The sequence below is a fragment of the Sorangium sp. So ce1036 genome (assembly GCF_051369805.1).
Lineage (GTDB): Bacteria > Myxococcota_A > Polyangia > Polyangiales > Polyangiaceae > Sorangium > Sorangium cellulosum_F.
In genome coordinates, this window is record NZ_JBBMOX010000001.1 from 282,611 (window position 1) to 296,995 (window position 14,385).

Sequence of the window (14,385 nt, forward strand, 5' to 3'; positions counted from 1 at the left end):
CGCCGGATGCCGGTGAAGTTCACCGGTGAAATCCGCGTCCGATGCCGGTGAATTTTCCCGGTGAAGAGGCCGCTCAGCGCTTCTTGGTGCGGCGCTGCTTGGTGCGGAGGGCGCTCAGCTCCTTGGCTTCCTTGAGCCGGTAGCTCTCGGCCTCGATTTCGATCACCTCGGCGCGGTGCACGAGCCGGTCGACGAGCGTGACGACGCACGCGGCGTGCGGGAAGACTTGGCCCCAGTCGGAGAAGGCCTTGTTCGTGCTGAGCAGGATCGGCCTGTGCGCCTCGTAGCGACGGGTGACGACCTCGAAGAGCAGGTCGGCGTAGCGGCTATCGTAGGAGAGGTAGCCAACCTCATCGATGCAGAGAAGCGTGGGGACCGTGTAGCGGCGCAGCCTTCGCGCGAGCGCGGCCGAGGACTCCTGCGCGGCGAGGTCGGCGAGCATGTCGCTCGCGGTCGAGAAGCGGACCGTGTGGCCCCGGACGACGGCCTGGTGGGCGACGTTCTTGAGGATCATGGTCTTGCCGACGCCGTTGGGGCCGACGAGCACGGCGTTGTGGCCGGTGGCGACGAAACCGGGGGCGAACAGGTCGTCGACGGCCTCGCGGTCGATCTTCTTGGGCCAGGACCAGTCGAAGTCGCTCATGGGCTTGAAGGTGGCGACGCGGGAGTTCTTGAGGCGGCGTTCGAGGCTGCGCTTGTGCCGCTCGCGCTCCTCGATGGCGAGCACCTCGTGAAGCCAGGGCTTGTCAGCGAGCTCATCCAAGCAGGCGAGCAGGCCGAAGAGACCAAGTCTCTTGAGGCGGGACTTGGTCTCGATGGGCGTCAGGTCGGTCATGGCGTCGAGTCCTTCTTCAGGGCGTCGTAGGTGGCGAGTGAATGCGGCGTGACGACGACGTTGGCGTGCTGGCCGCGCGTGACGGGGATCGAGACCGGAGGGGGCAGGCAGCGCTCGGAGCGGCGGCGGTCGATCACCTGGCGGACGGCACCGACGTGGATCGTGTCGCGCTCGAGCACCTCGACGAGGGCCTCTTCGAGCTCTGCGGCGCCGACGGCGTCGAGCATCTGCAGAAGCCGGGCGATCGCGCTGCCGACGTTGCCGCCGCGCTCGGCGATGACGCGAAGGAAGGCCTGGCTGCTGCGGGCGGCGCGGGCAAGGCGATCGAGGCCGCGGTGCTCGCGGGCGCGGCGCTTCTCATCGACGAGGCGCTGAATGTGCTCAGGCTGCTCGATCTGCTGACCGCGATCCCACGAACGGGCGTGGGTGGCGACGATCTCGTTGCCGTCGGCGATGCGCACCTGTTCGAGGTCGGCGAAGACGACCAGCGTGCGGCGCGTCCGGTCGTGGGGGACGGAGTAGTCGTTGAGATCGAAGCGCGCATAGGGGGTCTTTCCAACCTCGACCTCGACGCGCTCGTGGGCCGGAAACGGCGTGTCGGGGTATTGCAAGAGGACGCTGCGCTCATCGTCGAAGGCCTGGCGCACGGTGCGGGCGCGGTCCTCGACCCAGGAGCGATCGAGCGCCGCGGAGCTGGTCCACTCGGCCGCTTGTCGGTTGAGATCGTCAAGGTCGGCGTAGGTCCGGGCCTCGAAGAACGCCTCGCGGACGTAGCGGATGGCGCGCTCGACGCGGCCCTTCTCGTTACCGCGGGCGACGGCGACGGGGCGCGGCTCGAAGCGGTAATGCGCCGAGAGATCCAGCAGCATGGGGTGGAACCGGATCGCGTCGCCGTGGCGCTCCACGACGGCGCTCTTGAGGTTGTCGTAGAGCAGCACGCGTGGAACACCGTCGAACTCGGCGAACGCCTCGACGTGCCCGCGCACGAAGAAGGGCATCGCCGCGCCCGGGAAGAAGCGCAGGAAGATCCGCCGCGAGTAACTGAGCACCATGACGAAGGCCCAGAGCGGTCGCCGAGCCCGGCCGATAGCCAGCTTGCCGAAGTGCGCCCAGTCGACCTGCGCTTGCTCGCCGGGCAGCGTGCGGAGCCGCTGGAATGCCTCGGCCGGCTTCTTGGGGCGGAGGCGGCAGATCACCCGGCGCAGATGATCCGGACCGCCCGGATAACCGCGCTCCTTGAGCATGACGAAGAGGCGACTCGAGCGCAGCGAGGGATACTTGCCGAGCTGCTCGACGATGAAGGGCACGAACGGGTCGACCATGGACGGGCGCGGCGCGACGACCTTCGGGTCGACGCCCGCTTGCCCGAGCACGCGCTGCACGGTGGTGTGGTGCAGCCCGAGCTGGCCGGCGATGGTGCCAACGGGCCACTTCTCGCCGTGGTAGAGGCGCAGGATCTCGGCCTCCTTCTCCTTGGCGATCACCGCCACCTCCCGTCACCGCGGTGGCCCTCGTGGGACGCGGGGAGCGCGTCGGTGGAGAGCTGGCCGAGCGCGCCGCTCGCGCATGGCCCAGTGTGGAAGCCGCGCTCCGCAGAGCGAGCAGCGGCCGACATCTCGGATCCGATCGTCATCGTTGTCCTTTCGGCCGGGGGTGATCTCCGGCGCGACCTGGGACATCGACGCGGCCGCGGCTTCCGTCACCCTGTGATGCATCACTTTCTGCGCCGAGAACTTGTCCCGCTGCCGCTCGCGGTACCGGGCCTGGCGAGCGGCATGGAGGCGGCGAGCGCGAAGCCGGGTCCGATAGGCGGCGCCGGCGCGGCGGAGCGACTCACGACGCCGGAGCGGGCGGCAGTCGAGGCAGAGGCGCTGGCCGCGATCGCAGCGACGGCAGAGGCGAAGCTGGACGCGGCAGCAGGCGCAGAGGGCGAGGCGGTAGGTGGACGAAGGCAACGAGCTCCATGCCGCCGATTTCTGGACCTGGAGCCCGGCTTGTGATGAAGGTGGGGGACTCCGACAAGGCGGAGCTCCAGAAGGCCCGAGGGTGGCAGCCCTCGGGCCTTCAACTTTTCGGCGGGCCCAACGTCTACGCTGCGGAGGCGAGCGGGGCCCAGATCGGCGCAAGCGCGGGCGGTGAACGGTGAACGCCGGCGATCACGTGGCCGCAGTCTTCACCGATCGGACGCGGGACGTGATGATCACCGACAGTCGGACGCGTCGGAGCGGTGTCAGAGGTCATCGAGGGCTCGATTCCTCACGTACCCTACGTGCCCTCTCGATCCCTTCGTGGAGTCTCGTGCCCTGACGTCGGGGCACACGGAGATCACACGGAGACAAACGAACCCAGGACGACGCTCGTAAGCACTGGTTGGGGTCCCTCCGCGCAAGCGCACGGCTCGCGGTAGGCGCCGTGGCAGTGTGAACATATTTGGACCCTGGATTACCAGTTGACGCCGGCCTCCAGCAGGAGGACGGTGGCCATGGGCGGGGTGAAGCATGGGCCACGGGCCGAAGAGGCAGGCGAGGGCGCTCGTGCTGTTCGTCTGTGCCTGTGCACTCGTCGTCGTTCCGGCGCCGGCAAGGGCGCTCGAGCTCAGCGGTGGCGTGAGCGTGGGCGGGTTCCAGATCGGGACCGGCCCGAGGCTCGCGCTGAGCCCCTTCGGCGGGTTGCTCTGGCGCCGAGAGAAGGATTTCCAGATCGAGCTCCACAACATGTTCAGCGTCGTTCCTGGCACTCGCGTCGGGATCTACGATCGAACAGCACTCTCCCTCGTGTACGCTTGGAAGACGGGCAAGGCGAGCCTCGGGCCATCCGTGTCGATCTACTCGATGCCGGTGTGCAGCCCCATGAGCTGCAACCGAGTGGTGGGGGTTGCTCCGGGCGGTCACGCACAGACTGACTGGTACTTCTCCGAGCCCCTGGGCGTATCCGTGAGCGCTAACCTGGATTGGGCTGGCGGAGATAGTCGCGTGCTTCATGGTAGCTGGGTGGCGATGGTCGCTGCTGGGCCTGTTTGGAGATTTGGGGGAGAGTCGAAATGAACAGAGCTTTTGCGGTCCTGCTCGTCAGTCTTTTCGCTGGTCTTGTTGCCTGCAATTTCGACGTCGGTGAGTGCTGGCTTCCTGGCGATGAAACGAGCGGTGCCGGCGGCGGCATCATCTACCCGACGGGGGCAGGAGGCTTCGGCAACGTGCCGCGGAAGCCACAAAGCGCCGACGGTGACTATGGTTCCTATGATCTGTGCGCCTCGCAAACGGTGACGTGTACGGTCACATGGAAGGCCGGTTCGAGCATCTGTGGTGGAAGCGCAGCTGCCTGCACGACCCTGTACCAGGGCAAGCATGCGTCACTCGACGAAGCCAAGGACTATTGCGAGATGGCCTACGGAGTCGGGAAGAGCTCCGAAGCGCAGTCTTGCGGCTCTTGCGAGTGGGGGATGGGCGCAAGATCTGACTGCCGAGAGGCATGTAAGGAAAAGTGTGATCAACTCTGGGAACGGTGCTGGGACGGCTGTCCGAAGGGAGACAAGAAGTGCAGGGATGGGTGTATGCAAGAGTATATGAAGTGTCTCAAAGACTGCGACAGAAGGTGTAAGTGATGATTGAGCTGGTCTTCAAGGTGACTGGAGAGGACGGTGTGTCGCGCGACATCGTGGTTCGGATCCACGAGCCAAGGTCAAACCCTTCGGAGGAAAAGAGGCCTTGGGCTGTCACGGTGGACGTCGATGGGCGCACATTTACCACATGGGGGGACGATCCTCTCGATGCGGTCGAGAACGGAGCCCGGCACGCCGCGATCCTGCTGCGCGGGTTGCACGGCGATGCGCTCGACCCTCCCCTCGAACCGCGAATGAAGGAGGACGAATGAGCGACCCACGGATGCGCTGAGCCTTCCCATCGCTGGGACGGCGGCGTACTCGGCTTCGGCCCCCCGGGTGCTGCTCGAAGATGGACGGATCGTTCGGCGGTAAGGTCCGTCTGCGCCGCCAACCGGGGGCACCGGCTAGAGGTCTCCTCAGCCCGCGGCGGCGCGGGAGCGCGTCCTCGCCAGCAGCGACCTCGCCGAGCTCGATCGCTGGATCCGCCGCGCTGCTGTCGTCAGCAACGCCCGGGAGCTCCTCGCCACGACCGGCCCCTGAAGGAACGCCGCGCCCCCCAAACTGGTGGGTTCTGTCCCACCCCGTGCCTGCGAGTGCCCCCCTCGTATGGCCCCGCGCTCTGACCTCAGCACACGGAGAGCGCCCATCAGCAAGAGCCGTGAGGATATCTCCCTGAGATCCTCCTGGCATCGAATCAGCGCCTTGTGCTGGGATCCGGTGTTGTATCACGGCGAACCCAGGACACAGCAGCCAGGCCTCGACGGCCGCTGCGCCGGCCGTGGCATCACGTGAACATCTCGGCGACCCTGCAGCGGAAGCCTGGGAGCACATCGCCGCCGTCGAGCGTGTCGTCGGGCCCGAGGATCGTCACGCGGTCCGGCGGCGTGAACAGCACGACGCGCCGGGGCTCGGCGTCGACGATCCACACCATCTTGGCCCCGGCGCCGAGGTAGTCGAGCGCATTCTTCGCCATCTCCGAGATGGACTGGCTGTCTCCCACGACCTCGACCGCCACATCCGGGGCGCCATCGAGCCACCCCTCGACGCCCTTTCCCTTCGGCGCCCTCTCCGCTCGGACCATCGCGACGTCGGGCCCCCGCAGCCGGTCGGGATTGCGGCCAAGCTTCACGGCGGGATCTGCCACGGACACGCTCCAGCCCCCGTGCTCCCGCGCGTAGAGCTTCAAGAGGAAGTTGGTCGCCGACGTGATCTCGCCACGACGCCACGAGCTCCTCGTCGCCGGAACCCACTCCCCATCGACGATCTCGCCAGGCTGCTCATCGAGGTCGAGCTCGGCCGCCTCCTCGAAGGTCATGCGCCTCGTCGGACGCCCCCGTTCGGCCGTCCCTGTCATCGGGCCAAGCCTATCACGCGGCCGTGCCGCTGCTCCCGACCGCACCCCCGGGGCCCGCCCGCAGCGATTCCCGCCGCGCTCGCGCGTGGCCCGCAGCAGCGTTTCCCGCCGCGGACGCCCGCCCCGCCCCGCCGCCCCTACTCGTACTGCACCGACTCCGCCGTGTTGCTCCGCCGCACGTTGCGCGCCGGGTACAGCGACGCGAGCAGCGCCACCGCCGTCGCGCCGAGCGCCGTCAGCAGCCCGTACTCCGGCGGGATGCGGAACTCGACCTCGAAGCTCGACACCGTGCGCAGCGCCCCGAGCGCCGCCGAGCCCAGCGGCACCCCCAGCGCCACCGCCAGCGCGCCGCCCAGCACGCCCACGAGCGCGCCCTCCATCAGCACCATCCGCCGGACCTGCCCCGCCGTCATCCCCAGCACCCGCTGCAGCGCGAGCTCCCGGCGCCGCGCGTGCAGCGCCAGCACCATCTGGTTCGTCACGCCGATCGCCGCCAGCACCGTCGTGAAGGCGAGGATCATGTCGAAGATCACGAAATCTCGCCCCGTCGCCTTCCTGCGGATCCACGCGATCTCGACCCCCGTCTGCATCCGCACGTCGCGCACGCGCGGCACGCCGGCGAGCAGCTCGTCCCACGGCGGCGTCTCCGCGCCGCCCCGCGCCACCGCCGCGCCCGTCACCGGATCGGCCAGCGCGATCGTGTGGCCGATCGCGGTCGCGTACGGCGAGATGAGCGGGAAGTCCGCCGCCTCGATGACCGCATACGTGCGCAGGTTGCGGTACGCGCCCGCCGCGTGGACGTAGCCGATGTCGTCGCTCACCCCCACCACCTCGAGCCGCCGCGCGCCCGCGCGGCCGCTCACCTCGAGCAGGTCGCCGGCCCCGACGCCGAAGCGGCGCGCCATCATCGTCGACACGATCGCCTTGCCGGGCCCGAAGCGGCGGCTCAGCGCGATCGTCTCGGCGCGGCCGGTCGCCTCGGCGAGCGCGCGGAGCTCGTCGGCCGGGACCGCGAGCGCGACGTTCGGCCACGGGGTGCGGCTCGAGAATCGCGCCGCCACGAGCCGCTCCGGCACGTCCGGGAGCAGGCGCTCGGCGTGGCCCAGAGGCTCGTCGGGGTACAGGAACGCGTACGGCGCGAGGGCGCGGTCGGCCCAGTCCGTGACCTCCTGCTTCAGGGCCGCCGTGGCGATGTGCAGCGCGAGCAGGAGGGCGAAGACCATCATCACCCCGCCGACGCTCCAGGCGAGCTCGTGGCCGCTGTGCTCCACGCGCCGCTGCAGCAGGAGGCGCTCGGCCGCCCAGCGGCGCGGCGCGAGCCGGACCGCGAGCGCGCCGAGGCGCGCGACGACGTCGGGCACGAAGACGATGGCGGCGAGGAACGCCGCGCACGCGAGGCCCGCCTCCAGGACGAAGAAGGCGAGCAGCGGCACCGACTCCCGGAAGAACGGCCGGAGCAGGCCGTAGACGAGCACCATGAACGGCAGCGCGAGCAGCGTGACCCCGCGCATGCGGCGCCGCTGCTCCGCCCCGCCCTCGAGGAACCGCGGCCGCAGGGCGCGGGAGACGTCGAGGCGGAGCGCGTCGCGCACCGGGCGCAGCACGCCGAGCAGCGCGGTGAAGGCGCCGGTCGCGCTGACGAGCAGCATCGCGCTCCACGGCAGGCGGATGGCGTAGAGCGGGATGTAGGCGCGCCCGGTGGTCGTGATGCCCCCCTTGGCCGCGAGGTACGCGAGCGGGATCGACCCGAACAGGCCGAGCGCCGCGCCGGTCACGCCGAGCAAGAGCGCCTCGAGCACGAACACGGCCGCGACCTGCGGCGGCAGCGCGCCGGCGCTGCGCAACAGGGCGATCTCGCGGCGGCGGCGCTCGACGGCCACGTTGAAGGTGAAGAAGACGATGAGCGCGCCGACCAGGAACGCCGAGAGCGAGCCGAGGCGGATCGCCGACCGCATGATCTCGTAGTCCTCGTGCGTCTCCTCCTGCGCGTCGGCCGCGGCGATGGGCTGGCCGTCGGGGCGGAAGCCGCGCAGCGAGATGGTTTGCTCGGTGAAGACGGGGAGATCGGGGTTGGTGATCGCGCTCTTCGCCTCGACCGCGCGCGTGCCCACGTCGAGGATGAGGACGACGTTGACCGTGGCCGTGCCGAGCGCGACGCCGAGCACCGCGGCGAGCGCGCCGAAGCGGTCGGCGCGCAGGTTGCGCAGGGCGAGCAGGCGGACGAGCGGCTGGAAGAGGGCGCGGAGGAGGAGCAGCATTCAGATCCCGAGCTCCTTCAGCCGGTCGTGGACGGCGGCCGACGTGACCGCCGGCCCCGCGAGCGAGGCGTCGTGCAGGAGCAGGCCGTCGCGCATGAAGACGACGCGGTGGGCGCGGGCGGCGTCCTCGGCGTTGTGCGTGACGAGGAGCATCGCGCTGCCCGCCTCGGCGAGGGCGTCGGCCAGCAGGGCCATGATGCGGCGGCCGGTCGCCACGTTGACGTTGCCGGTCGGCTCGTCGGCGAGCACGAGCGCGGGGCGTCGGACGAGGGCGCGGGCGATGGAGATGAGCTGCATCTCGCCGCCGGACATCTGCGACGGCAGGTGCTCGGCGCGGGCGCGCATGCCGACGCGGTCGAGCATGCGCGAGGCGGCGTCGTGGTCCGGCGGGGCGCCGTCGATGAGGTACGGCAGGACGATGTTCTCGTAGCCGGTGAGGGTCGGGACGAGGTTGAAGAACTGATAGACGATGCCGATGCGGCGGCGGCGCAGGAGCGTCCGGCCGTGCTCGTCGAGCGCCGCCATGTCCTCGCCGAGGACGTGGATCTCGCCGCGATCGGGGGAGTCGAGGCCCGCGACGCACGAGAGCAGCGTGCTCTTCCCGACGCCGGAAGGGCCCATGATCGCGCACATCTCGCCGGCGTGGACGTCGAGATCGACGCCGCGCAGGACCTCGATGGGCGTGGCGCCGAGCGCGTGGGACTTGTGGAGGCTGCGGACGCGGAGGACGGGCTGGTCGGAGCTCACGGTAGGGTGTCAGGTCTGTCTACAGGATCTCTGCGACACCTTCAGCACGATCGACGGCCGGCCCCAGGGCGTGTGAGCGGGCTCGCCGCCGCGTCCTCGCCGCCCACGCGGCGCCCTGCGGCCCCGTCGCGCGCGCGGGCGGCGCGCGCGAAGGGGCGCGCCCGCGCCGCCCTCCTTTCGTCCCGGCCGCCGCGCGCGAGCCCGCCCTGCCGAGGACGGATGCCACGGAGTGTGGCAGTTCGCCTCGCGGCGCCGGAGGTTGCAATCGAGCCGCGCGCCCGGATCCAGGCGCGGGCGGACGCCGGCGTTCGTGTTCTCTGCCCATGCAGCAAAGGAGGAGAGCTCTCCCGCAGAACTCGCCCTTCTCCGCTGCGCGGCTGTGAAGAGGAGGGTTGGGCACGTCTGGCACGGGAATCGCCTGATGATCGAGCGATACGGCGCCTGGCTCGTGCGCTCGGCGAACCGGCATGTTGCGTCGACCGGACGGGAGCTGGAGCTGCCGGAGAGCAGCGGCTTCCGGGCGGCCGTCCCCTGTCCACGTGACCCTCGTGAAGGAGCCGCCTGTATGCCCATCAAGAGAATGGATGTCTCGTGCGTCGTCGCGTGCACCGCGGCGCTCTCGCTCGGCCTCGTGCATTGCGCCTCGGCGCCGGTCCCGGAGCCCGGGACGCCGGCCGCCCCGCGCGAGTCGCCGCCGGCCGCCGGCGACGTCCTCGCGCCGGCGGGCCCGCGGGCGCCCATGAACGCGAACCCTCCGCCCGGGCCCGAGGCGCCGCGCACGAGCTACCTGCCGGTGTTCGACACGGAGCCGTTCGCCACGATCATGGCGCGGATGAAGGCCGAGAAGCCCGCCGTGATGAAGCGCCACCGGGCCCTGCTCGAGCAGCGGTACGACCTCGCGAACCGCCCTGCGCGCGGGGTCACCATGTCGCGCGGCAAGCCCATCCAGGCCGGCGTCCGGGTGAAGCTCCCGAAGGGGACCACCTGGGAGGCGCTGGCCGCGCTCACGCCCGAGGCCATCCGGGCGCAGGGGCTCTGGCCGAAGGGCTTCCTGCCGCTGCCGCACCCGAACCACCCGGAGGGCGGAATGGTCTTCCCGCAGTTCCATATCGACGAGCTGAAGCGCCAGACCGGGCGGGATCTCACGCGCTTCGATCTGGACTTCGACCTGCCGGACCACCTCCTCTCCGAGTTCCCTCCGCCGATCTATCTCACCACGCGGCCTGACCTGGGCGACGTCTCCAGGGGGCAGCTCGTGACGATCGACAACTATTACGAGCTCTTCAACGGCATCCTGAACCCGAAGCAGCTCGAGGGGCTGCGGCTGCTCGTCACGCCGTTCCCGCAGATGCAGTTCAACGCGACGGCGGACCGGCGCTCGGAGCGGCCGAGCCTCGGCGTGGCCTGCCTCGATTGCCACGCGAACGGGCACACGAACAACGCGACCCACCTCGTGGGCGACATCCGCCCGCAGGAGTTCCGTCACCGGATCGACACCCCGACCTTGCGCGGCGTGAACGTCCAGCGCCTCTTCGGCTCGCAGCGCGCGCTCAAGACCGTCGAGGATTTCACCGAGTTCGAGCAGCGAGCGGCGTACTTCGACGGGGACCCCGTCATCGCCGTGAAGAAGGGGATCAACCTCCTGGACCGCGGGCATCAGACCCACATGATGTCCGAGTTCCAGGCGATCCTCGACTTCCCGCCGGCGCCGAAGCTCGACGTGGAGGGGCGCCTCGACCCCGCGAAGGCCACGCCGGAGGAGCTCCGCGGCGAGCAGGTGTTCCACGGCAAGGCCCGGTGCGGCTCGTGCCACCCGGCGCCGTACTACACGGACAACCTGATGCACAACCTGCAGACGGAGCGCTTCCACGAGCCCGTGCTCGTCAACGGCCGGATGGCCACCGCGGACGGCCCCATCAAGACGTTCCCGCTCCGGGGCATCAAGGACAGCCCGCCCTACCTGCACGACGGCCGCCTGCTCACGCTGGAGGACACGGTGGAGTTCTTCAACCTCGTGCTCGGCCTGAAGCTGACCGCCCAGGAGAAGTCCGATCTCACGGCCTTCATGCGGGCTCTCTAGTACTTCGGTGACAACGTTCCAGTCTCGGCGCGAGGTGTGCGGTCAGTCGGCGCACATGATCTGGTCGAGGAGCTGAAAGCTGTCCTTGATCGTGGCGAACGCGACCTCTTCATCGGCGTGCGCGGTCGACAGCGAGAGCACGGCGACGCGGGAGCCGTCGTCGTTCACCGCGTTCCGGGTCGAGTACCCGAGCGTGTCCCCGCCGTGGCTCCAGTACCCTCCTCCGCAGCTCGTCGGGATCCACATGATGCCGAGGCCATAACCAGCACCAGGCGCGATGGGATCCAGGTCGGGCGCCGGGAGCGTCTCTCGCAGCTCTGACATCTGCTCCGGCTGGAGCAGCGAGCCGTCGCTCAGCGCCCGCCAGAACCGCGCGAGGTCCGCGGTGGTCGTGACGAGGGAGCCGGCGGCGTCGGCCCAGGTGTGGTTCGCGATCGTGACGTCCACCAGCGGCTCGCCGGGCTTGAACTGCTGGTACGCCGTGGCGTGCGGGCTGGGCAGCTCGGGCTCGTCGCCGGGCTCGAACGTGTGGTCGAGCCCGAGCGGCTCGATGATGCGGGCCTCCACCTCCGACCTCCAGTGGTTTCCGGTGACGCGCTGGATGATCATGCCGGCCAGCACGTAGTTCGTGTTGGAGTAGGACCACCTCGCCCCCGGCGCGAACCGCGGCTCGTGCTCCAGCGCGAGCGCCACCAGCTCTTCCGCTGTCGCCTGGTCGAGCCGATGCTCGAGATAATCCTCGGCCGAGCGAAGCACGTCCAGGTTCGGCTGCGGATCCGGATCCCCCTCCTCGACCTCACCGCTGTAGTTGTAGAGGCCGCTCGTGTGCTGCAGGAGCTGGCGGATCGTGATCCGCTTACCATCGTTGCCGTTGCCCGACACGACGCCGGGCAGCCACTGGTCGACCGGGTCGTCCAGCGTCAGCGCCCCTTCACCGACGAGCTGCAGCACGACGACGGAGACGAACGTCTTGGTGTTGCTGCCCATTCGAAAATAACTGTCGAAGTCCACCGGCTGCTCGTCGTCGCGCTGCGCTGTGCCGCTGCGGGCGAGGATCCGGCGGTCGCCGTCGAGCACCTCTCCATGTACGGCGACGATCCCGTTTGCGCGGATCTTGTCGAGGCCGTCTTGAAACATCTCGTCGTGGAGCGCGCTGGCCTCATCGGAAGACGCGCTGTTCTCGTCGGAAGGGCTGGGCGTGCAGCCCAGCGCGAGCGACGTCGTGTACAGGAGCGGAATCGACAGGTGGTTGAACCTCATGTCCGTGTGTTCCCGCCGGCCCTGGTTTCGTTCATCGCGATCTTCGAATTCGTCGAGGAGCAGAGTTGCGCCCGCGCGCCCCATGGGCCAGGCGTCGATCCAGACGACCTCTCCTGCGCGCTCGCGGCGCGCTCCTCTCACCCTCCGCGCGCGTCGCTGCGCTTCCGCCGCCTGCGTCCCGGCGCGCCGAGCCCGGTCTCGCGGACGCACAGCTCGGGGAGGCGCCGCAGGATCCAGCGCGTGGCCGGCCCCTTCGACAGCGCCGGCCGGTGCACCACGCTGAGCGAGAGGTTCCACTCGTCGTCGCTCCACGCGGCGGGTCGGATGCGCACCAGGCGACCACGGGCGATGTCCTCGCGGACCATGTGCTCCGGCATGTTCCCCCAGCCGAGGCCGCCGAGGAGCAGCGCGTGCTTGGTGCCGAGATCGGCGACGCGCCAGGTCCGCGGCGACAGCACGCCTTGATCCGGCGTCTGCCGCTCGCTGCCTCGCTCGCTGAGCACGACGTTGACGTGCTCGGCCAGGACCTGCGTCGGAATCCGGCCCGCGCGCGCGGCGAGCGGGTGCTCCTTCGCGACCACGGGGATGAGCTGCACCGAGGCGAAGTATTCGCGCTCGAGCCCCTGCGCGTGCGCGGCCGGGCCGACGACGCCGATCTGGCAGGTGCCGTCGAGCACCAGCGCGGACACCGACGAGAGCGTCTCCGTGTGCAGGCGCAGCTCGACCGTGGGGAACTCCCGCGCGAACTCGCGGCACACATCGACGACCGCGCGGACGGGCAAGATCGCGTCGAGCGCCAGCGACACGCTGGCCTCGAGCCCGCCCACGAGCCCGCCGGCGACCCCCTGGAGCGCGTCGACGTCGGCGCAGATCCGCCGCGCGCTGGCGAGGAGCACCTTGCCTCCGGGCGTGAGCGTCGGGATCTTGGTGGATCGATCCCAGATGCGAACGCCGAGCTGCGCCTCCAGGTTGGCCATGGCGTGGCTCACCGCCGATTGCACCCGCCGGAGCCTGCGTCCGGCGGCCGAGAAGCTCCCCTCGTCGACCACGGCGATGAAGGTCCGGAGCTGATCCAGCGTGATCGCGTCGGGCATGCGCCATGATATCCGTGGATCGATGGCGCGCGCCGGGGCGGCGGCGGCGTGCGCAGGGCCTGAGCGCGGCGCCCGCGGGGCGCGCCCCGCCGCGCGACCGGCGTCAGGCGAGGTCGAACACGAGCACCTCGGCCGGGTCCTTGCCGACGATGTCCAGCGCGCCTGCCTCGCTCACGGCGGCCGCGTCGCCGGCGTCGAGGCGCGCGCCGCCGATCTCCACGCTGCCCCTGGCCACGTGGATCCACGCCCGCCTGGCCGCCGGGACCTCGTAGCGGACTGGCTCGCCCGCGCCGAGCAGGCTGGCGTAGAGGTTCATGTCCTGGTGCACGAGCACGGACCCGGCGCGACCGTCGCGGGACGCGACCAGCCGCAGCTTGCCTCGCCGCTCGGCCTCGGGGAACGCCTTCTGCTCGTAGCTCGGCGCGATCCCGCGCCGGTCGGGGACGATCCAGATCTGCAGGAAGTGCACGAGCTCGGAGCGCGAGGCGTTGAACTCGCTGTGCGTCACGCCGGTGCCGGCCGACATCCGCTGCACGTCACCGGGCCGGATGACCGATCCGTTGCCCATGCTGTCGCGGTGCTCCAGGCCGCCGTCGAGCACGTACGAGATGATCTCCATGTCCCTGTGCGGGTGGGTGCCGAAGCCCTTGCCGGGCTGGACCCGATCTTCGTTGATCACCCGCAGGGCGCCGAAGCCCATGTGCGCGGGATCGTAGTAGCCCGCGAACGAGAAGGTGTGGAACGAGCGGAGCCAGCCGTGGTCGGCGTGGCCGCGCTCCGAGGAACGACGGATGATCATGGATAGCTCCTTCGGGGGATCGCCAGGCGCGTCCGCGAGGCCGCGCCGCCGCGTCATGCCGCCCATCACGGCCGCGGCTGGGAGCCCGATACCCAGGCTGGTGAGCAGTGAACGACGGGCCCAGTGCTTGCTCGACATCGGTGACTCCGTGTCCGACGAGGAGAAGATAGCGTCACTCGCCCATCGATAGAATCGGCATAATTTTCATGGGATCCATCTACGCACCAGATGGATTCTCCGGGCCGCGCCAGGCGGCCGGGCGCATGACCGGGGCGCGCGCGCCCACGCTCCGCGGCGGTGCCCAGGACCCCGAGGGGCACCGAGCACGTCGCGCCCTCGCCCTGCGCCAGGCCCGGC

12 protein-coding genes are annotated in these 14,385 nt (G+C 70.1%); 4 read left to right on the forward strand and 8 right to left on the reverse strand.

The genetic code is table 11. The annotated features are described in order from the left end of the window. Nucleotides 1–73: 73 nt before the first annotated feature. On the reverse strand, nucleotides 74–835 hold the full coding sequence (locus WMF31_RS00965; RefSeq protein WP_436600150.1) for an ATP-binding protein: 762 nt from the start codon (nucleotides 833–835) through the stop codon (nucleotides 74–76). Then, nucleotides 832–2,319, reverse strand: coding sequence for an IS21 family transposase (istA, locus tag WMF31_RS00970; protein ID WP_436600151.1), 1,488 nt, complete (start codon nucleotides 2,317–2,319; stop codon nucleotides 832–834). The genes WMF31_RS00965 and istA overlap by 4 nt, the downstream gene beginning before the upstream one ends. A gap of 225 nt (nucleotides 2,320–2,544) precedes the next feature. Here istA and WMF31_RS00975 point away from each other — a divergent pair, with 225 nt between their 5' ends. The 3 genes from WMF31_RS00975 to WMF31_RS00985 all read left to right on the forward strand — a co-directional run bounded on the left by WMF31_RS00975 (nucleotide 2,545) and on the right by WMF31_RS00985 (nucleotide 4,705). Next, entirely contained in the window at nucleotides 2,545–2,835 is a 291-nt protein-coding gene (locus WMF31_RS00975; RefSeq protein WP_436600152.1) for a hypothetical protein, read from the forward strand. Nucleotides 2,836–3,333: 498 nt separating this feature from the next. Continuing rightward, the gene (locus tag WMF31_RS00980; RefSeq protein WP_436600153.1) at nucleotides 3,334–3,879 is read left to right on the forward strand and encodes a hypothetical protein; all 546 of its coding nucleotides are present in this window, start codon (nucleotides 3,334–3,336) and stop codon (nucleotides 3,877–3,879) included. A 556-nt stretch (nucleotides 3,880–4,435) separates the two neighbouring features. After that, the gene (locus WMF31_RS00985; RefSeq protein WP_129354522.1) at nucleotides 4,436–4,705 is read left to right on the forward strand and encodes a hypothetical protein; all 270 of its coding nucleotides are present in this window, start codon (nucleotides 4,436–4,438) and stop codon (nucleotides 4,703–4,705) included. Nucleotides 4,706–5,220: 515 nt separating this feature from the next. Here the strand turns inward: WMF31_RS00985 and WMF31_RS00990 are convergent. From WMF31_RS00990 to WMF31_RS01000, 3 genes are all read right to left on the reverse strand, one after another. Beyond that, nucleotides 5,221–5,751: a Uma2 family endonuclease gene (locus WMF31_RS00990; protein ID WP_436600154.1), complete on the reverse strand. Its 531-nt coding sequence runs from the start codon at nucleotides 5,749–5,751 to the stop codon at nucleotides 5,221–5,223. Between the two features lie 176 nt (nucleotides 5,752–5,927). Then, nucleotides 5,928–8,048, reverse strand: a complete 2,121-nt coding sequence (locus tag WMF31_RS00995) for an FtsX-like permease family protein (protein WP_436600155.1) — start codon at nucleotides 8,046–8,048, stop codon at nucleotides 5,928–5,930. Continuing rightward, entirely contained in the window at nucleotides 8,049–8,795 is a 747-nt protein-coding gene (locus WMF31_RS01000; protein ID WP_436600156.1) for an ABC transporter ATP-binding protein, read from the reverse strand. Between the two features lie 739 nt (nucleotides 8,796–9,534). Between WMF31_RS01000 and WMF31_RS01005 the strand changes: the two genes are divergently transcribed. After that, a complete protein-coding gene (locus WMF31_RS01005) occupies nucleotides 9,535–10,875 on the forward strand; it encodes a cytochrome B6 (protein WP_436606501.1) in 1,341 nt (446 codons plus the stop codon). 42 nt (nucleotides 10,876–10,917) lie between these two features. On the opposite strand, the gene WMF31_RS01010 is transcribed toward WMF31_RS01005, so the two are convergent. From WMF31_RS01010 to WMF31_RS01020, 3 genes are all read right to left on the reverse strand, one after another. Then, the gene (locus WMF31_RS01010; RefSeq protein WP_436600157.1) at nucleotides 10,918–12,135 is read right to left on the reverse strand and encodes a serine hydrolase domain-containing protein; all 1,218 of its coding nucleotides are present in this window, start codon (nucleotides 12,133–12,135) and stop codon (nucleotides 10,918–10,920) included. Nucleotides 12,136–12,272: 137 nt separating this feature from the next. Continuing rightward, nucleotides 12,273–13,229 carry a LysR family transcriptional regulator gene (locus WMF31_RS01015; RefSeq protein ID WP_436600158.1) on the reverse strand — a complete coding sequence of 319 codons (957 nt, stop codon included), beginning with the start codon at nucleotides 13,227–13,229 and terminating at the stop codon, nucleotides 12,273–12,275. Nucleotides 13,230–13,332: 103 nt separating this feature from the next. Beyond that, nucleotides 13,333–14,028: a pirin family protein gene (locus WMF31_RS01020; protein ID WP_436600159.1), complete on the reverse strand. Its 696-nt coding sequence runs from the start codon at nucleotides 14,026–14,028 to the stop codon at nucleotides 13,333–13,335. Nucleotides 14,029–14,385 lie beyond the last annotated feature (357 nt).